This window comes from Streptococcus sp. k-90 (assembly GCF_013277565.1).
GTDB lineage: Bacteria > Bacillota > Bacilli > Lactobacillales > Streptococcaceae > Streptococcus.
In genome coordinates this window covers 1-20,128 of sequence record NZ_VMNE01000021.1, presented here as the reverse complement: position 1 = coordinate 20,128, position 20,128 = coordinate 1, and the positions used below count along the sequence as shown (strand labels likewise).

The 20,128-nt window shown below is 42.2% G+C and carries 17 protein-coding genes and 1 tRNA gene; 14 read left to right on the top strand and 4 right to left on the bottom strand.

The window, feature by feature from the left end:
* Positions 1-178 precede the first annotated feature (178 nt).
* From dapD to HT734_RS07075, 5 genes are all read left to right on the top strand, one after another.
* Positions 179-877, top strand: a complete 699-nt coding sequence (gene dapD, locus HT734_RS07095) for a 2,3,4,5-tetrahydropyridine-2,6-dicarboxylate N-acetyltransferase (protein WP_033679550.1) — start codon at positions 179-181, stop codon at positions 875-877.
* Positions 878-944: 67 nt separating this feature from the next.
* Positions 945-2,075: an N-acetyldiaminopimelate deacetylase gene (locus HT734_RS07090; protein WP_061759664.1), complete on the top strand. Its 1,131-nt coding sequence runs from the start codon at positions 945-947 to the stop codon at positions 2,073-2,075.
* 11 nt (positions 2,076-2,086) lie between these two features.
* Positions 2,087-2,626: a 5-formyltetrahydrofolate cyclo-ligase gene (locus HT734_RS07085; protein WP_061759663.1), complete on the top strand. Its 540-nt coding sequence runs from the start codon at positions 2,087-2,089 to the stop codon at positions 2,624-2,626.
* Positions 2,610-3,290, top strand: coding sequence for a rhomboid family intramembrane serine protease (locus tag HT734_RS07080; protein ID WP_061759662.1), 681 nt, complete (start codon positions 2,610-2,612; stop codon positions 3,288-3,290). The genes HT734_RS07085 and HT734_RS07080 overlap by 17 nt, the downstream gene beginning before the upstream one ends.
* Before the next feature lie 184 nt (positions 3,291-3,474).
* Positions 3,475-4,002 carry an AAA family ATPase gene (locus HT734_RS07075; protein WP_000426562.1) on the top strand — a complete coding sequence of 176 codons (528 nt, stop codon included), beginning with the start codon at positions 3,475-3,477 and terminating at the stop codon, positions 4,000-4,002.
* 136 nt (positions 4,003-4,138) lie between these two features.
* Here the strand turns inward: HT734_RS07075 and galU are convergent, their stop codons facing one another.
* From galU to argS, 4 genes are all read right to left on the bottom strand, one after another.
* A complete protein-coding gene (gene galU / locus HT734_RS07070; RefSeq protein WP_061759661.1) occupies positions 4,139-5,038 on the bottom strand; it encodes a UTP--glucose-1-phosphate uridylyltransferase GalU in 900 nt (299 codons plus the stop codon).
* A gap of 21 nt (positions 5,039-5,059) precedes the next feature.
* Positions 5,060-6,076 (bottom strand): NAD(P)H-dependent glycerol-3-phosphate dehydrogenase, encoded by a 1,017-nt coding sequence (locus tag HT734_RS07065; protein ID WP_061759660.1) that lies wholly within the window; start codon positions 6,074-6,076, stop codon positions 5,060-5,062.
* 167 nt (positions 6,077-6,243) lie between these two features.
* A complete protein-coding gene (locus tag HT734_RS07060; protein ID WP_060806196.1) occupies positions 6,244-6,489 on the bottom strand; it encodes a hypothetical protein in 246 nt (81 codons plus the stop codon).
* A 377-nt stretch (positions 6,490-6,866) separates the two neighbouring features.
* Entirely contained in the window at positions 6,867-8,558 is a 1,692-nt protein-coding gene (gene argS / locus HT734_RS07055; RefSeq protein ID WP_173277327.1) for an arginine--tRNA ligase, read from the bottom strand.
* Positions 8,559-8,693: 135 nt separating this feature from the next.
* Here argS and argR point away from each other — a divergent pair, with 135 nt between their 5' ends.
* From argR to HT734_RS07010, 9 genes are all read left to right on the top strand, one after another.
* A complete protein-coding gene (gene argR, locus HT734_RS07050; RefSeq protein WP_001231476.1) occupies positions 8,694-9,140 on the top strand; it encodes an arginine repressor in 447 nt (148 codons plus the stop codon).
* A gap of 50 nt (positions 9,141-9,190) precedes the next feature.
* Entirely contained in the window at positions 9,191-11,725 is a 2,535-nt protein-coding gene (gene mutS, locus HT734_RS07045; protein WP_173277329.1) for a DNA mismatch repair protein MutS, read from the top strand.
* 145 nt (positions 11,726-11,870) lie between these two features.
* Entirely contained in the window at positions 11,871-13,577 is a 1,707-nt protein-coding gene (gene patA / locus HT734_RS07040) for a multidrug efflux ABC transporter subunit PatA (RefSeq protein WP_061759657.1), read from the top strand.
* Between the two features lies 1 nt (position 13,578).
* Positions 13,579-15,345 carry a multidrug efflux ABC transporter subunit PatB gene (gene patB / locus HT734_RS07035; protein WP_173277331.1) on the top strand — a complete coding sequence of 589 codons (1,767 nt, stop codon included), beginning with the start codon at positions 13,579-13,581 and terminating at the stop codon, positions 15,343-15,345.
* Between the two features lie 137 nt (positions 15,346-15,482).
* Entirely contained in the window at positions 15,483-16,172 is a 690-nt protein-coding gene (locus HT734_RS07030; RefSeq protein WP_000124770.1) for a gamma-glutamyl-gamma-aminobutyrate hydrolase family protein, read from the top strand.
* Between the two features lie 170 nt (positions 16,173-16,342).
* Complete coding sequence (locus tag HT734_RS07025; RefSeq protein ID WP_000018269.1) at positions 16,343-17,692, top strand: glucose-6-phosphate isomerase; 1,350 nt, start codon at positions 16,343-16,345, stop codon at positions 17,690-17,692.
* A gap of 127 nt (positions 17,693-17,819) precedes the next feature.
* Positions 17,820-19,280: a glutamate--tRNA ligase gene (gene gltX / locus HT734_RS07020; RefSeq protein ID WP_173277333.1), complete on the top strand. Its 1,461-nt coding sequence runs from the start codon at positions 17,820-17,822 to the stop codon at positions 19,278-19,280.
* A 13-nt stretch (positions 19,281-19,293) separates the two neighbouring features.
* Positions 19,294-19,728 (top strand): cytidine deaminase, encoded by a 435-nt coding sequence (locus HT734_RS07015; protein ID WP_173277335.1) that lies wholly within the window; start codon positions 19,294-19,296, stop codon positions 19,726-19,728.
* A gap of 133 nt (positions 19,729-19,861) precedes the next feature.
* Positions 19,862-19,933: transfer RNA gene (locus tag HT734_RS07010), tRNA-Glu, on the top strand.
* The last annotated feature ends 195 nt before the right edge of the window (positions 19,934-20,128 follow it).

The following is a 20,128-nucleotide window of genomic DNA, read 5'->3' as shown; positions in this document are numbered from 1 at the left end:
ACACGGGGAGATAGTTGTGAAGAGTGTTTTTAGGTTGTATCGGTAGGAGCTTGCTTTTACCGACAGCACGTTTTATCTCACATCCCTAAAAATCATACCTAAAAACAAACAAAAAGGCTTCAAATTTGAGGCCTTTTTTGGTAGAATAGGTATCATTAAAATGAACTAGGAGGCGCCTATGACTGCCACAAAAATGAATGCTCAAGAAATTATCCAATTTATCGCCAATGCTGAAAAGAAAACCAGTGTTAAAGTAACCTTCGAGGGACAACTTACAACTGCTGTACCTAGCTCTGTTGTCAAACTAGGGAATGTCTTATTCGGAGACTGGAAGGATGTGGCTCCGCTTCTAGATGGTTTGGTAGAAAATCAAGACTATGTTGTTGAGCAAGATGCTCGTAATTCTGCAGTTCCTTTGCTAGATAAACGTGCTATCAATGCTCGTATCGAGCCAGGCGCTATTATTCGTGATCAAGTTGAAATTGGTGACAATGCTGTTATCATGATGGGAGCGGTCATCAATATCGGTGCTGAAATTGGTGCAGGAACTATGATTGACATGGGGGCTATCCTTGGTGGACGTGCCATCGTTGGGAAAAACAGTCACGTTGGTGCAGGTGCCGTTTTGGCAGGTGTGATTGAGCCAGCTAGCGCAGAACCAGTCCGTGTTGGGGACAATGTTCTAATTGGTGCCAATGCAGTGGTTATCGAAGGGGTGCAAATTGGTAGTGGTTCAGTTGTCGCTGCAGGAGCTATCGTTACCCAAGATGTCCCAGAAAATGTAGTGGTAGCAGGCGTTCCGGCTCGTATCATCAAAGAAATTGATGCCCAAACCCAACAAAAAACAGCGCTAGAGGATGCGCTTCGTACCTTATAATTGTAAAAGTAATAAAGAGGCGGAACCCTTCTTCCAGCCTCTTTCTGCTATATCGGAGGATAGATAGATGTTAGATTTGATTCAGACTAGACGAGATTTGCACCAGATTCCAGAGATTGGCTTGGAGGAGTTCAAGACTCATGCTTATTTGCTGGATGTGATTGAGAAATTGACTGCGGGCAAGGAGTTTGTTCAAGTTCGTACTTGGCGGACAGGTATTTTGGTCTATTTGCAGGGAAGTCAGCCAGAGCGTACCATTGGTTGGCGGACAGATATTGATGGCCTGCCTATCGTCGAACAAACAGGACTTTCTTTCGCTTCTCAGCACCAAGGTCGTATGCATGCTTGTGGCCATGATTTTCATATGAGTATTGCCTTGGGTTGTCTCGAGCGCGCCCTTGAGCAGCAACCGAAGAATAATTTGCTCTTCCTATTTCAGCCCGCTGAAGAAAATGAAGCTGGTGGCATGCTCATGTATGAAGATGGCGCTTTTGGAGATTGGCTACCAGATCAATTTTATGGCCTTCATGTTAGGCCAGATTTGAAGGTTGGACAGATTGCGACCAATACTCATACACTCTTTGCAGGAACTTGCGAGGTGAAGATTCGTTTCAAAGGCAAAGGAGGACACGCAGCCTTTCCGCATGAAGCTAATGATGCTTTGGTGGCGGCTAGTTACTTTGTGACCCAGGTGCAGTCAGTTGTCAGCCGCAATGTCAACCCAATCGAGGGAGCGGTGGTGACCTTTGGTGTTTTTCAGGCTGGAACAACCAACAATGTCATCACAGACACAGCCTTTTTGCATGGAACTATTCGGGCCTTGACACAGGATATGAGTCTCTTAGTTCAAAAGAGGGTCAGAACAGTTGCAGAAGGGGTTGCAGCTGCCTTTGATATGGAAGTCGAAGTGGAACTCAAGCAAGGTGGTTACCTGCCTGTTGAGAACAATCCAGCCTTGGCGCGTGAACTGATGGACTTCTTTGAAGAAAAAGACGGAATCGAGTTGATTGATATCGAACCTGCTATGACAGGCGAGGACTTTGGTTATCTCCTTTCAAAGGTTGATGGGGTTATGTTTTGGCTGGGTATCGATAGTCCCTACGCCCTTCATCACCCTCAGATGAGTCCTAAGGAAGAAGCCTTAGCTATTGGGGTTGATGCAGTCTCTAGTTTCCTGAAAAAGAAGGCAACAGAGTAGAGGGGTTGTCTATGAAATCGGAATTACGTAAGCAAGTCTTGCATGAAATGAAGGCTATATCTCAAGAGCAAAAGCCGGCTATCGACCAAGCTTTAACCGAGCGACTTTTACACCATCCCTTTTACCAAGAAGCGAAAGTCATCGCAACCTATCTCTCTTTTCCGCACGAATTTCAAACGCAGGAACTGATTGAGCAGGTGCTGAAGGACGGCAAGAAGGTTCTGATACCTAAAACCTATCCCAAGGGGCGCATGGAGTTTGTGGTCTATAATCCGCAGCAATTAGTAAAAACTTCCTTTGGCTTACTGGAGCCACAGGGAGAGTTGGAAGTAGTGGAGGCTTCTCAGATTGATTTGATTCATGTTCCTGGCTTGGCTTTTACAACGGAAGGATGTCGGATTGGATACGGCGGAGGTTATTATGATCGCTATCTGGAACATTTTACTGGCCATACTTTGAGTACGATTTATCCTTGTCAAGTTCAGGACTTTATCACTGAAAACCATGATATTCCTGTTCAGGAGGTATTAATTGATGAAGGAAATCTTTGATAGGCGTTATCCTGTGACGAGTTTCTTCCTCTTAGTGACGGCCTTGGTGTTTCTACTAATGCTGGTGACTGCAGGCGGAAACTTTGATAGGGCGGATACCTTATTTCGATTTGGAGCCATGTATGGCCCTGCCATTCGTCTCTTTCCCGAGCAAGTTTGGCGTCTCTTCTCTGCCATCTTTGTCCATATTGGTTGGGAGCATTTCATTGTCAATATGCTTTCGCTTTATTATCTTGGTAGGCAAGTAGAGGAAATTTTTGGATCCAAGAAGTTTTTCTTTCTCTATCTCTTATCAGGAATGATGGGCAATCTCTTTGTTTTTGTATTTAGTCCCAAATCCTTAGCCGTAGGAGCCTCTACTTCTCTCTATGGACTATTTGCTGCAATTATCGTTCTTCGCTATGCAACTCGCAATCCTTATATCCAGCAGTTGGGCCAATCCTATCTGACACTTTTTGTGGTTAATATTATTGGAAGTGTTCTGATTCCAGGAATAAGCCTAGCAGGTCATATCGGTGGTGCAGTTGGTGGAGCATTTCTAGCAGTTATCTTTCCAGTTCGAGGAGAAAGACTGATCTATAGTGTCAGTCAGAGGTTAGGAGCGGTAGTGTTGTTTGTAATACTTGCAGTGTTGCTTTTCTACAAGGGAATGAGCTATGTGTAGGGAATGAATAGTTAAATGCGCATGGATTCAGTTGCCAATAAGTCATCTACAAAGATGACTTTTTTGTTGCAAAATTGGAAGGAGCTAGTTTCTTGTATCTTATGATTTGATGAATTTGTCTGATCTTTAATAGACTAAAAAATGCTATAATAGTCAATAATAAAAGAATGGACGAGGTAGTCGAATGGAAAATTGTGTTTACATCATTTCAGGCCCTCCTGGTGTTGGGAAAAGCACAGTCAGTAAGGAGTTGGCCTATTCTTTTAAGAAAAGTGCAGTAATTGAAGGCGACATGATTTATTTAATGATTAAAGGAGGACTCGTGGCTCCTTGGGAAGATGATGGTTATTACATGGATTTATTTTGGGATAATATCATCAGTCTGATCAATAATTTCATCGACCGAGGCATTACCGTTGTGATAGAATATGTCATTTTTGAAGAGCAACTAAAGAAAATTGCAACCTTCTTAAAAGAAAAACAAATCAGTTTAAAATACTGTGTCCTGCTGGCTGAAGAAGAAACCTTGAAAAAACGAGATTCCTTAAGGAAAGAAATTGAGAGAACAGGCGATTTATCAATCCAGTCAAGAAATGAGTTCCTAGCTAAAAATATCAAAAAAAATCACTTGCTGTTTACAGATCAGTTAGATGCTAGAGAAACGGCTCGGATCATCAAAACGTCAATCAGATTTGTGTTTGAAATTCTGTAGTCAGTGACAAATTACCAAGATTGCGATGGGAGATTGACAGAGATACCTCAGCAATTTTAAATCGCATGCAATTTTAAAGTAAAAGCATCTCTAGAGAACAAATTTTAGAGATGCTTTTTTACATATGCAAGATGGATTATTCTCCCTCAGCCAATTCTTTTCCCAGTTGGATGAGGTAATTTTTCAAATCATCTTTGACTTGTGGGTGCTTGAGGGCGTAGTCAATAGATGTTTTCATAAAGCCGAACTTATCCCCAACGTCGTAACGAGCTCCTGTAAATTCACGGGCGAAAACACGTTGTGTTTTATTAAGCGTATCAATAGCGTCGGTAAGTTGGATCTCATTTCCAGCACCAGGAGTTTGATTTTCTAAGATATCAAAAATCTCAGGTGTGAGAAGATAGCGACCGATAATTGCCAAATCACTTGGAGCATCTTCTGGAGCTGGTTTTTCAACGAAAGTTTCGACGCTATAGCGACCATTGATTCCTTCTCCTTGAGGCGCTATAACCCCATATGATGAAACGTCTTCGTGTGGTACGGGCATGACAGCAATGGTTGATGCGTGTGTCTTTTCGTAATCATTCATCAATTGTTTTGTCAAAGGAACGGCATTCTCGTCTGTGATGTCCATAAGGTCATCACCCAGCATGACAACAAAAGGTTCATTGCCTACAAAAGCTTTAGCTTGTAAGACAGCATCTCCCAGACCACGAGGATGGCTTTGACGGATAAAGTGAAGGCGCATACCAGTTGCTTCATCCACCAATTTTAACAAATCCGTTTTGCCTTTTTCCTTAAGATTGTATTCAAGCTCAAAGTTTGAGTCAAAGTGGTCCTCAATAGAACGTTTTGATTTACCAGTGACAACCAGAATATCTTCAATACCTGATTTAAGAGCCTCTTCCACGATAAACTGGATAGTTGGTTTGTCTACAATTGGCAACATTTCTTTGGCAAGGGCCTTGGTGGCTGGTAAAAATCGAGTCCCTAGTCCAGCGGCAGGAATGACTGCCTTTCTAACTGTTGATGTCATAAGAATCCTTTCTTTAGAGAGTTAAGACCACTCATTTTCTGCTTTAAATTCATTGTTCATGATGTCATAAATGGCATCTTTGATATTGGTTCCGTTGTAAATAACTTGGTAAATGGCCTGTGTAATCGGCATATAGACTCCAAGTTCTTGCGCTAGTTCATAGGCTGCTCGAGTCGTTGAAATTCCTTCAATTACCATGCCCATATTAGCTTCTATATCAGCTAGGGATTCTCCACGACCAAGGGCATCTCCAGCTCTCCAGTTACGAGAGTGGATGGAGGTTCCTGTTACGATCAAATCTCCCACACCAGATAAGCCGCTATAGGTCAATGGATTAGCCCCGAGTGCTACCCCTAAGCGAGTAATTTCTGCCAAACCTCGAGCGATGATGGCTGCCTTAGCATTGTCACCAAATCCCAGACCATGCAAGGCTCCAGCACCGACAGCAATAATGTTTTTAAGAGCACCAGCAGTTTCGACCCCGATAACATCCGTATTGGTATAAAGTCGGAAGTAGTGATTACTAAAGAGTTCCTGAACGTATTGAGCTGTTTGTAAATTCTTAGAAGCAGCAGTGATTAAAGTCAGGTCACGAACAATGGTTTCTTCCGCATGACTAGGTCCTGAAACAACGACGATATCACTGCGGAGATGTTCAGGAATTTCTTCTTCAAGGATGGTTGATAATCGTTTATGACTATCAGGCTCTAATCCCTTTGAAGCGTGCATGATGATAGCCTTATGATCCAAGGTTTGTGCAACTTGCTGGGCAACAAGTCGTGTCACTTTTGTTGGGACAACAAACAAAATCGCATCTACATCTTTCAGTGTTTCTGCTAAGTCAGTGTAGGCATTGATTTTGTCATCTAGAACGACATCTTTAAAGTAGTGCTTGTTAGTATGATAGGTATTAATTTCATTGATTTGCTCAGGCAGATTTCCCCAAATACGTACCTCGTGCCCATTGTCATTTAAGACTTGTGAAAGGGCAGTTCCCCAAGAACCAGGCCCCAAGACGGCGACGGTTTGTTTTTCCATGATTTCCTCCTTAATAGAGTCCTTTCCATTATTCTATCATATTCTAGAGGATTTTGCACTTTCATTGCTGGGGAGTGGTGGTTTTGTTGCTTGAAAAATATATAAAAACCGAGACGAAGTATTAAAGTCTTAGTCTCGGTTTTGATATTCCTTAAAGAATAGCTAGGTTATTTCAATTGATCTGTAATGTCTTTTGATAGCAACATTCCTAGATGATAAGTTTTATTGATGTAAGCAATGACATCATTGATATTTTCAGTCGTGTGAATTTTCTCTTTGATGTCAGCCCTAAATGTTTCATCCTTTAAAAGTTGTTCTTGGTAGAGCTTTTGCAATCTTTCCTTCTCGTATTTATTGAGCAGAAAAAGGAACACCAAGCTAATTACAACGAGGATATAAGCATATTGGCTCATAGGAAATCTCCCTGTATGATAAAGAAATAGTAGTGAATAAATTGATTCAGTGGGCCTAAAATAGCAGAATCAGTCAGCAAAACTTGATAAGATTTTTGATAGGCTTCTAAAACCAAGCTCGTATAGGATTGAACGTCAGTTACTTAGACTGCTTTACAATCAAGTAATTAAAAGATTACGACATGAGCCTAACCGAATCAATATTATTTGGATTGGTGAATTAGTGAAGCGTTTAGGTAAGTATCTCTGGTTACGACGTAAAGAAACATACATCGATAATATTTATGTTTCTTTACTAGTGAAGCAGTTAGCTAGTCCGCATATAAGCGGCTAGCGTCTAACAATTAGGAACTTTAGTTCCAATTGTTAGTACTGAATCACATCTTCTCTGGCGCTTCTACTCCAAGCAAGCGAAGTGCTTCTTTGAGAACGACTGCTGTTGCGTAGCTGAGGGCTAGACGGCTGTCGCGTTCTGGGCTTTCATCCAAGATACGCGTATGTGCATAGTATTTGTTAAAGGCTTGAGCTAGGCTAATTACAAATTTAGCAATGATAGAAGGTTCAAAGTTATCTGCTGCACGGTTGATAATACGTGGGAAGTCTTGGATGAGTTTGATGATTTCCCAGCTTTCAGCATCATTCAAGCTATAGTTGCCGTCTGTTTCTGGTTTGAAATCTGCTTTGCGTAAGATCGATTGGATACGAGCGTAGGCATATTGAACATAAGGACCTGTTTCGCCTTCAAAGGATACCATAGCTTCAAGGTCGAAGTCGTACCCATTTGTACGGTCGGTCTTGAGGTCATAGAATTTAATAGCTCCGACCCCAACAGCATGTGCTACCTGATCTTTATTTTCCAATTCAGGATTTTTAGCCTCGATTTGGGCTTTGGCACGACTAACAGCCTCTGCAACAGTAGGCTCTAGCAAGATAACATTCCCTTTACGAGTAGAGAGTTTTTTCCCTTCTTTTGTAACCAATCCAAAAGGAACGTGGGTAATGTTGTCACTCCAGTCGTAGCCCATTTCTTGCAAGACAGCTTTGAGCTGTTTAAAGTGGGCAGATTGCTCTTGACCAACGACGTAGATCGATTTGGCAAATTGGTATTCATTTTTACGGTAAAGGGCTGCAGCCAAGTCACGTGTGATATAGAGAGTTGCACCATCAGATTTCTTGATGAGGGCTGGATGCTCAATTCCATATTTCTCAAGATTGACAACTTGGGCACCTTCTGATTCTACAAGAAGGCCTTTTTCAGAAAGAATGTCTACAACTGCATCCATTTTATCGTTGTAGAAGGCTTCTCCGTTGTAACTGTCAAATTCGACTTGCAATTCATTGTAAAGGCGGTTAAATTCCACCAAACTTTCATCACGGAACCATTGCCAAAGAGCGAGAGCTTCCTCATCTCCATTTTCCAGTTTACGGAACCATTCGCGTGCTTCTTCATCCAAGCTAGGGTCGTTTTCAGCTTCAGCATTGATACGGACATAGAGTTTAAGAAGTTCATCGATTGGATGAGCTTTTACAGCTTCTTCGTTGCCCCATTTTTTGTAGGCAACAATCAACATCCCAAACTGTTTACCCCAGTCTCCCAAATGGTTGACCTTGACCGTTTGATAACCGATTTTTTGGAAAATATGTGACAAGCTATCTCCGATAACAGTTGAGCGCAGGTGACCAATAGAAAATGGTTTAGCGATATTGGGACTAGACATATCGATAACAACATTTTCTTGTTTACCAATATGTTGGTCAGCATAGTGTTCTTTTTCAGTGATAACAGCTTGCAATACTTGAGCAGAAATGGCAGATTTATCAAGGAAAAAGTTAACGTAAGGCCCCGTTGCAACAACCTTTTCAAAGGCTTGGCTGTTAATCTTTTCAGCCAGTTCAGCAGCAATCATTTGAGGTGCCTTACGTTCGACTTTTGCAAGAGAAAAAGCAGGGAAAGCAATGTCTCCCATTTCTGAGTTTTTAGGGGTTTCCAGTAAATTTAAAATAGCCTCTTGGTCCAGGCTATCAATGACGCTAGCCAACTCGCTAGCAATCAATTCTTTTGTATTCATTAAGAGCTCCTTTTTGGACTTTTCTACTATTTTATCACAATTTTAAAGAAAGAAGAAAAAATTTTTGAAATCTCCTGTTTTTTTGGTATAATATAGTTATAAAATTAGTTATAAATATTCATATAAGAGGATTTTATGAGAAAAAGAGATCGTCATCAGTTAATAAAAAAAATGATTACTGAGGAGAAATTAAGTACACAAAAAGAAATTCAAGATCGGTTAGAGGCGCACAATGTTTTTGTGACGCAGACAACCCTGTCTCGTGATTTGCGCGAAATCGGCTTGACCAAGGTCAAGAAAAATGATATGGTGTATTATGTACTAGCAAATGAGACAGAAAAGATTGATTTGGTGGAATTTTTGTCTCATCATTTAGAAGGTGTTGCAAGAGCAGAGTTTACCTTGGTACTTCATACCAAATTGGGAGAAGCTTCTGTTTTGGCAAATATTGTAGATGCAAACAAGGATGAATGGATTTTAGGAACAGTTGCTGGTGCCAATACCTTATTGGTCATTTGTCGAGACCAGCACGTTGCCAAACTCATGGAAGATCGTTTGCTAGATTTGATGAAAGATAAGTAAGGTCTTGAGAGTTGCTCTCAAGACTTATTTTTGACAAGGAGAGACGGAAAATGGCGACAGAAAAGCTATCACCCGGCATGCAACAGTATGTGGATATTAAAAAGCAATATCCAGATGCGTTTTTGCTCTTTCGTATGGGTGATTTTTATGAATTATTTTATGAGGATGCGGTCAATGCTGCGCAGATTCTGGAAATTTCCTTAACGAGTCGCAACAAGAATGCCGACAATCCGATTCCTATGGCGGGTGTTCCCTATCATTCTGCCCAACAGTACATTGATGTCTTGATTGAGCGGGGCTATAAGGTAGCCATTGCTGAACAGATGGAAGATCCTAAACAAGCAGTTGGGGTTGTGAAACGAGAGGTTGTTCAGGTCATTACGCCAGGGACAGTGGTCGATAGCAGTAAGCCGGATAGTCAGAACAACTTCTTGGTTGCCATAGACCGTGCTGGCAATCAATTTGGCCTAGCTTATATGGACCTGGTGACGGGTGACTTTTATGTGACAGGTCTTTTGGATTTTACGCTGGTTTGTGGGGAAATCCGCAATCTCAAGGCTCGAGAAGTGGTGCTGGGTTATGACTTGTCTGAGGAAGAAGAACAAATCCTTAGTCGTCAGATGAATCTGGTACTTTCCTATGAAAAAGAAGGCTTTGAAGACCTTCATTTACTGGATTCACGATTGGCAGCTGTGGAACAAGCGGCATCTAGTAAGTTGCTCCAGTATGTCCATCGAACTCAGATGAGGGAATTGAACCACCTCAAGCCTGTTATCCGCTATGAGATCAAGGATTTCTTGCAGATGGATTATGCGACCAAGGCTAGTCTGGATTTGGTTGAGAATGCTCGGTCAGGCAAGAAGCAAGGCAGTCTTTTCTGGCTTTTGGATGAAACCAAAACAGCTATGGGTATGCGGCTGTTACGTTCTTGGATCCATCGTCCTTTGATTGATAAGGAACGAATCGTCCAACGTCAAGAGGTGGTGCAGGTCTTTCTCGACCATTTCTTTGAGCGCAGTGATTTGACAGACAGCCTCAAGGGTGTCTATGATATCGAACGCTTGGCTAGTCGTGTTTCTTTTGGAAAAACCAATCCCAAGGATCTCTTGCAGTTGGCGACCACCTTATCTAGTGTGCCACGGATTCGTGCGATTTTAGAAGGAATGGAGCAACCTGCTCTAGCTTATCTCATCGAACAACTGGATGGAATCCCTGAGTTGGAGAGTTTGATTAGTGCGGCGATTGCTCCTGAAGCTCCCCATGTGATTACAGAAGGTGGCATTATCCGGACTGGATTTGATGAGACTTTAGACAAGTACCGTCGTGTGCTCAGAGAAGGGACTGGTTGGATTGCTGAGATTGAGGCCAAGGAGCGAGAAAACTCTGGTATTAGTACGCTCAAGATTGACTACAATAAAAAGGATGGCTACTATTTCCATGTGACCAATTCGCAACTAGGAAATGTGCCTGCTCACTTTTTCCGCAAGGCAACGCTGAAAAACTCAGAACGTTTTGGAACCGAAGAATTAGCCCGTATCGAGGGAGATATGCTGGAGGCGCGTGAGAAGTCAGCTAACCTAGAGTACGAAATTTTTATGCGTATTCGTGAAGAGGTCAGCAAGTACATCCAGCGTTTGCAGGCTCTAGCTCAAGGAATTGCGACAGTTGATGTCTTACAGAGTCTGGCGGTTGTGGCTGAAACCCAACATTTGATTCGACCTGAATTCGGAGATGATTCGCGAATTGATATCCAGCAAGGGCGCCATGCTGTCGTTGAAAAGGTTATGGGGGCTCAGACCTATATTCCCAATACGATTCAGATGGCAGAAGATACCAGTATTCAACTGATTACAGGGCCAAACATGAGCGGGAAATCTACCTACATGCGTCAGTTAGCCATGACGGCGGTTATGGCCCAGATGGGTTCTTATGTGCCAGCAGAAAGCGCCCATTTACCGATTTTTGATGCGATTTTTACCCGTATCGGAGCAGCCGATGACTTGGTTTCAGGTCAATCAACCTTCATGGTGGAGATGATGGAGGCCAACAATGCCATTTCGCATGCAACAAAGAATTCCTTGATTCTCTTTGATGAGTTAGGTCGTGGAACTGCAACTTATGATGGTATGGCTCTTGCTCAGTCTATCATCGAATACATTCATGAGCATATCGGAGCCAAGACCCTCTTTGCGACCCACTACCATGAGTTGACTAGTCTAGAGTCCAGCCTGGAACACTTGATCAATGTTCACGTGGCAACCTTGGAGCAGGATGGGCAGGTCACCTTCCTTCACAAGATTGAACCAGGGCCAGCCGATAAATCCTATGGTATCCATGTTGCCAAGATTGCTGGCTTGCCAGCAGACCTTTTAGCAAGGGCGGATAAGATTTTGACTCAGTTAGAGAGTCAGGGTACAGAAAGTCCTGCTCCAATGAGGCAAACAAGTGCTGTCACTGAACAGATTTCACTCTTTGACGCGCCAGCAGACCATCCTATCCTAGCAGAATTAGCTAAACTGGATGTTTACAATATGACACCTATGCAGGCTATGAATGTCTTGGTCGAGTTAAAACAAAAATTATAAAGAATGAATTACTTGTCATTCTAGCTATATCAAGGGGACTTCTTTGACAATCCCTCACTTTTTTGCTAGAATAACATCACACAAACAGAATGAGAAGGAGCTGACACATTGTCGCTCCCTTTTGTCTATTTTTTAAGGAGAAAGTATGCTAATTCAGAAAATAAAAACCTACAAGTGGCAGGCCTTAGCTTCGCTTCTGATGACAGGCTTGATGGTTGCTAGTTCACTTCTGCAACCGCGTTATCTGCAGGAAGTGTTAGACGCCCTCCTTGCTGGGAAATATGAAGCTATTTATAGTATCGGGGCTTGGTTGATTGGTGTGGCCTTGGTCGGTTTGGTTGCTGGTGGGCTTAATGTTATCCTTGCAGCCTATATTGCCCAAGGAGTTTCATCCGACCTTCGAGAGGATGCCTTCCGTAAAATCCAAACCTTTTCTTATGCCAATATTGAACAATTTAATGCGGGAAATCTAGTTGTTCGCATGACAAATGATATCAACCAGATTCAGAACGTGGTCATGATGACCTTCCAAATTCTTTTCAGGCTCCCCCTCTTGTTCATCGGTTCGTTTATCTTGGCTGTTCAAACCTTACCTTCTCTGTGGTGGGTGATTGTTCTCATGGTAGTCTTGATTTTTGGTTTGACTGCTGTCATGATGGGGATGATGGGGCCTCGTTTTGCCAAGTTTCAAACCCTTCTTGAACGCATCAATGCCATTGCCAAGGAAAATTTGCGTGGCGTTCGTGTGGTCAAGTCCTTTGTCCAAGAAAAAGAGCAGTTTGCTAAGTTTACGGAGGTTTCAGACGAGCTACTCGGTCAAAATCTTTACATTGGTTATGCCTTTTCAGTAGTGGAACCTTTCATGATGTTGGTCGGTTATGGGGCGGTATTCCTCTCTATTTGGCTGGTTGCGGGGATGGTTCAGTCGGATCCGTCAGTTGTTGGTTCCATTGCTTCCTTTGTCAATTACCTAAGCCAGATTATCTTTACCATTGTTATGGTTGGATTTTTGGGAAATTCTGTCAGTCGTGCCATGATTTCTCTGCGTCGTATTCGAGAAATTCTTGATGCAGAGCCAGCCATGACCTTCAAGGATGTGCCAGATGAAGAGTTGGTCGGAAGTCTTAGCTTTGAAAATGTGACCTTTACCTATCCAATGGACAAGGAACCGATGCTGAAAGATGTGAGCTTTACTATTGAACCTGGTCAGATGGTTGGTGTCGTTGGAGCGACTGGTGCAGGAAAATCAACCTTGGCTCAATTGATTCCACGTCTCTTTGACCCACAGGAAGGGGCCATCAAAATCGGAGGCAAGGATATTCGAGAAGTGAGTGAAGGAACCCTGCGTAAAACTGTTTCTATCGTTCTTCAACGTGCCATTCTCTTCAGTGGAACGATTGCAGATAACTTGAGACAGGGTAAGGGAGATGCTACTCTATTTGAAATGGAACGCGCAGCTAATATTGCCCAGGCTAGTGAATTCATTCATCGTATGGAGAAAACCTTTGAAAGTCCAGTTGAGGAAAGGGGAACCAACTTCTCAGGTGGGCAAAAGCAAAGGATGTCGATTGCGCGTGGAATTGTCAGCAATCCACGTATTCTGATTTTTGACGATTCGACCTCGGCCTTGGATGCTAAGTCAGAGCGCCTGGTGCAAGAAGCCTTGAATAAGGACTTGAAGGGAACAACAACCATTATCATCGCGCAAAAGATTAGCTCGGTTGTCCATGCAGATAAAATTTTGGTTCTAGATCAAGGACGATTGATTGGTCAAGGTACGCATGCAGACTTGGTTGCCAACAATGCCGTTTACCGTGAAATCTACGAAACACAGAAGGGAAAGGAGGAGTAAAATGAAGACAGTTCAATTTTTTTGGAATTATTTCAAAGTCTATAAGCTATCATTTGTAGTTGTCATCTTGATGATTGTTCTGGCGACTCTTGCCCAAGCCCTCTTTCCGGTCTTTTCTGGACAAGCAGTGACGCAGTTAGCCAACTTAGTTCAAGCTTATCAAGATGGCAATCCAGAACTTGTTTGGCAGAGTCTATCAGGAATCATGGTCAATCTTGGTCTGCTGGTTTTGGTTCTATTTATCTCCAGTGTCATATACATGTGCCTTATGACGCGCGTGATTGCAGAATCGACCAACGAGATGCGCAAAGGCCTCTTTGGAAAGCTTGCGCGATTGACGGTTTCATTCTTTGACCGCCGACAAGATGGAGATATCCTGTCTCGTTTTACTAGTGATTTGGATAATATCCTCCAAGCCTTTAACGAGAGCTTGATTCAGGTCATGAGCAATATTGTTTTATACATTGGTCTGATTCTTATCATGTTTTCGAGAAATGTGACTCTGGCTCTCATCACCATTGCCAGTACACCAGTAGCCTTCTTCATGCTGATTTTCATCGTGAAAATGGCACGCAAATACACTAACCTCCAGCAAAAAGAGGTAGGGAAACTCAACGCCTATATGGATGAGAGTATCTCAGGCCAAAAAGCTGTCATTGTTCAAGGGATTCAAGAGGATATGATGGCAGGATTTCTTAAACAAAATGAGCGTGTGCGCAAGGCAACCTTTAAAGGAAGAATGTTCTCAGGAATTCTTTTCCCTGTCATGAATGGGATGAGTTTGGTTAACACAGCCATCGTCATCTTTGCGGGTTCGGCTGTACTTTTGAATGATAAGACTATTGAAACAAGTACAGCCCTAGGTTTGATTGTTATGTTTGCCCAATTTTCTCAGCAGTACTACCAGCCTATTATCCAAGTTGCAGCGAGTTGGGGAAGCCTTCAGTTGGCCTTTACTGGAGCTGAGAGGATTCAGGAAATGTTTGATGCAGAGGAAGAAATCCGACCTGAAAAGGCTCCGGCCTTCACTCAGTTACAAGAAGGTGTCGAAATCAGTCATATTGATTTTTCATACTTGCCTGATAAACCTATTTTGAAAGATGTCAGTATTTCTGCCCCTAAAGGCCAGATGACGGCGGTTGTTGGGCCGACAGGTTCAGGAAAAACCACCATTATGAACCTCATCAATCGCTTTTATGATGTTGATGCTGGTGGGATTTATTTTGATGGGAAAGATATTCGTGACTATGATTTAGATAGTCTCAGAAGTAAGGTGGGAATTGTCTTGCAAGATTCGGTCTTGTTTAGCGGAACGATTCGAGACAATATCCGTTTTGGTGTGCCAGATGCTAGTCAGGAAATGGTTGAGGCAGCAGCCAAAGCAACCCATATTCACGACTATATCGAAAGCTTACCTGATAAATACGATACCCTTATCGATGATGAGCAGAGCATCTTCTCGACAGGGCAGAAACAATTGATTTCTATCGCTCGAACACTGATGACAGATCCAGAAGTTCTCATTCTCGATGAAGCAACTTCAAACGTAGATACGGTGACAGAAAGCAAGATTCAGCATGCCATGGAGGCGGTTGTAGCAGGTAGAACCAGTTTTGTCATTGCCCATCGCTTGAAAACCATTCTCAATGCAGACCAGATTATTGTCCTTAAAGATGGAGAAGTCATTGAACGCGGTAGCCATCATGAACTCTTGAAACTAGGTGGATTCTACTCAGAACTCTATCACAATCAATTTGTCTTTGAATAAGAAAGAAGTTGTCCTATGGGGCAGCTTTTTCTTGTCCATAAAAAATATTTATCACAGTCTTAAAAAAAACATATTAGACGAAAGGCGCTTTGAGTGATATGATAGGATTATCGTTAACATTCGAAAGGAGAGGCATCATGGCTAGAACGGTTGTAGGAGTTGCTGCAAATCTATGTCCCGTAGACGCAGAAGGCAAAAACATTCATTCATCTGTATCTTGTAGATTCGCAGAGAGCATTCGTCAAGTCGGTGGTCTCCCTTTAGTCATTCCTGTTGGTGATGAGTCAGTCGTGCGCGATTATGTAGAAATGATTGATAAACTCATCTTGACAGGAGGCCAAAATGTCCATCCTCAGTTTTATGGAGAGAAAAAGACCATCGAGAGCGATGATTACAATCTGGTCCGTGATGAATTTGAATTGGCACTCTTGAAAGAAGCGCTCCGTCAGAATAAACCAATTATGGCAATCTGTCGCGGTGTTCAACTCGTCAATGTTGCCTTTGGTGGAACCCTCAATCAAGAAATCGAAGGTCACTGGCAAGGGCTCCCTTTCGGGACATCTCACTCTATTGAGACAGTAGAAGGAAGCGTGGTGGCCAAGCTGTTTGGAAAAGAAAGTCAGGTCAACTCCGTCCATCGTCAGAGTATTAAAGATTTGGCACCTAATTTCCGTGTAACTGCTATTGATCCAAGAGACCAAACTATCGAAGCGATTGAGTCTATCGATGAGCACCGCATTATCGGTTTGCAGTGGCATCCAGAGTTTCTGGTTAATGAAGAAGATGGCAATTTAGAATTATTTGAGTATTTATTGAATGAACTGTAACGACTGGAACATCTAGTCGTTCTTTCTTTTATTTTTTCAAAATTTTTGGAATGTGGGATTTTTACGCAAACGTTTGAATTCTGATAAAAATTGGAGAAATTCGACAAAAAAACTTGAAAAAAACGAAGGTAAGCGTTATGATAGAAAAGAAGAAATATTGGAGGAATAACATGTCACATATTAAATTTGATTATTCAAAAGTTTTAGACAAATTTGTTGCACCACATGAAGTGGAATACATGCAATCACAAGTAACAGCAGCAGATGAATTGATCCGTAAAGGAACTGGTGCTGGGAGCGACTTCTTGGGATGGTTGGACCTTCCTGAAAACTACGACCGCGAAGAATTTGACCGCATCTTGAAAGCTGCTGAGCAAATCAAATCAGACAGCGATGTTTTGGTTGTGATTGGTATCGGTGGATCTTACCTTGGTGCCAAAGCAGCAATCGACTTCTTGAACCATCACTTTGCTAACTTGCAAACAAAAGAAGAGCGCAAAGCTCCACAAATCCTTTACGCAGGAAACTCAATCTCATCTACTTACCTTGCTGACTTAGTAGAGTATGTTGCGGATAAAGACTTCTCAGTAAACGTGATTTCTAAATCAGGTACAACAACTGAACCAGCTATCGCTTTCCGTGTTTTCAAAGAACTCTTGGTTAAGAAATACGGACAAGAAGAAGCTAACAAACGTATCTATGCAACAACTGACCGCCAAAAAGGTGCGGTTAAGGTTGAAGCAGATGCTAACGGTTGGGAAACATTTGTTGTTCCAGATGACATCGGTGGACGCTTCTCAGTATTGACAGCCGTTGGTTTGCTTCCAATCGCAGCATCAGGAGCTGACATCAAAGCCCTTATGGAAGGTGCGAATGCAGCTCGCAAAGACTACACTTCAGACAAAATCTCTGAAAACGAAGCTTACCAATATGCAGCAGTTCGTAACATCCTTTACCGTAAAGGCTATGCAACTGAGATCTTGGTAAACTACGAGCCATCACTTCAATACTTCTCAGAGTGGTGGAAACAATTGGCTGGTGAATCAGAAGGAAAAGACCAAAAAGGTATCTACCCAACTTCAGCCAACTTCTCAACTGACTTGCACTCACTTGGTCAATTTATTCAAGAAGGAACTCGTATCATGTTTGAAACAGTTGTCCGTGTTGATAAACCTCGTAAAAACGTGATTATTCCTACTTTGGAAGAAGACCTTGATGGACTTGGTTACCTTCAAGGAAAAGACGTTGACTTTGTAAACAAAAAAGCGACTGACGGTGTTCTTCTTGCCCACACAGATGGTGATGTACCAAACATGTATGTGACCCTTCCAGAGCAAGATGCTTTCACTCTTGGTTACACAATCTACTTCTTCGAATTGGCAATTGCCCTTTCTGGTTACTTGAATGCCATCAACCCATTTGACCAACCAGGTGTTGAAGCTTACAAACGCAACATGTTTGCCCTTCTTGGAAAACCAGGATTTGAAGAATTGAGCAAAGAACTTAACGCACGTCTATAATAGAAGAAAAGAGTGGATTGCCCACTCTTTTTACTCTCTTTATTCATAGAAATTGGACTCAGCCAAGACTTGTGATATAATATAGAGAGCAAAAAGGCAGACGCCTAGAGACTTTATAGGAGAAACTATGTCAAAAGATATCCGCGTACGTTACGCACCAAGTCCAACAGGACTACTACACATCGGAAATGCCCGTACAGCATTATTCAACTACCTTTACGCCCGTCATCACGGTGGAACTTTTATCATTCGTATTGAAGATACTGACCGTAAACGACATGTCGAAGATGGTGAACGTTCACAGCTTGAAAACCTTCGTTGGTTGGGCATGAATTGGGATGAAAGTCCAGAAACACATGAAAACTACCGCCAGTCTGAACGTTTGGACTTGTATCAAAAATACATCGACCAATTGCTAGCTGAAGGAAAAGCCTACAAATCTTACGTTACAGAAGAAGAGTTGGTAGCTGAACGCGAACGCCAAGAAGCAGCTGGCGAAACACCACGCTACATCAATGAATACCTTGGTATGAGTGAAGAAGAAAAAGCAGCTTACATCGCAGCACGTGAAGCAGCAGGGCTCATCCCAACTGTTCGTTTGGCTGTCAACGAGTCAGGTATCTACAAGTGGCATGATATGGTCAAAGGTGATATCGAATTTGAAGGTGGCAATATCGGTGGTGACTGGGTTATCCAAAAGAAAGACGGTTACCCAACATACAACTTTGCCGTTGTCATCGATGACCATGATATGCAAATTTCTCACGTAATCCGTGGAGACGACCACATTGCTAATACACCAAAACAACTCATGGTTTATGAAGCACTTGGTTGGGAAGCTCCAGAGTTTGGTCACATGACCTTGATTATCAATTCTGAGACTGGGAAGAAGTTATCTAAACGTGATACTAATACACTTCAATTTATCGAAGATTACAGAAAGAAAGGTTACCTTCCAGAAGCAGTCTTCAACTTTATTGCTCTTCTTGGTTGGAACCCAGGTGGCGAAGATGAGATTTTCTCTCGTGAAGAACTCATTAAACTTTTCGATGAAAACCGCCTGAGCAAGTCTCCAGCAGCCTTTGATCAGAAGAAACTCGACTGGATGAGCAATGATTATATCAAGAATGCAGACCTAGAAACTATCTTTGAAATGGCAAAACCATTCCTAGAAGAAGCAGGTCGATTGACTGACAAGGCTGAAAAACTAGTTGAGCTCTATAAACCACAAATGAAATCAGTTGATGAAATTATTCCATTGACAGATCTCTTCTTCTCAGATTTCCCAGAATTGACAGAAGCAGAGCGCGAAGTTATGGCGGGGGAAACAGTCCCAACAGTTCTTGAAGCCTTCAAAGCAAAACTTGAAGCGATGACAGATGATGAATTTGTGACAGAGAATATCTTCCCACAAATTAAGGCAGTCCAAAAAGAAACAGGCATTAAAGGGAAAAATCTTTTCATGCCTATTCGTATTGCTGTTTCAGGTGAAATGCATGGACCAGAATTACCAGATACAATTTTCTTGCTTGGACGTGAAAAATCAATCCAGCATATCGAAAATATGTTAAAAGAAATCTCTAAGTAAGAAGGGTACAATAATGGACATCTGGGAAAAGATGTACGAAGAAGCACAGAAGCTATACGATCCACATGAAGTATCTGATTTTGTTTACGCTAACCATGTTGTGGCCTCAGTAGAAGCAGAAGATGGACAAATATTTACAGGATTCTGTATGGAGGGAACCTGTGGTGTTTTCCATCTCTGCGCAGAGCGGGCAGCACTCTTCAATATGTACCAATTCTCGGGACAAACTAAGGTTAAAAAAGTATTAGCCTTTCGAGACAAACCACCTTATGGTGGAAGTTCGGGTATGCCTTGTGGCGCTTGCAGAGAGTTTCTCTTAGAGTTGAACGCTGAAAATAAAGATGCAGAATTCATGATGGACTACAATAGAAGAAAGACTGTTAAAGTTGCAGAACTAATGCCCTATTGGTGGGGAGAAGAACGTGCTTCTAAGTTTAATGAGAAATAGAAGAGTCAGTATAATTCTGGCTCTTTTTACTATAATTTGAAAAACGAATTGAAAAATTTGTAAAAAGTTTAAAAAAGTAGTTGACAAAAAACAAAAAGGCTGTATAATAGTAAGAGTTGAAAATAACAACTCTGGTCCGTTGGTCAAGGGGTTAAGACACCGCCTTTTCACGGCGGTAACACGGGTTCGAATCCCGTACGGACTATGGTATGTTGCGGTTGGAACACTTGATGAAAAAAGTTTTAAAAAAGTTTCAAAAAAGTGTTGACAAGCGAAAGCGACTGTGATATACTAATATAGTTGTCACTTGAGAGAAGCGAGTGACAAAGGCCTTTGAAAACTGAACAAGACGAACCAATGTGCAGGGCACTACAACTAAGGTTGTAGTACTGAACAATGA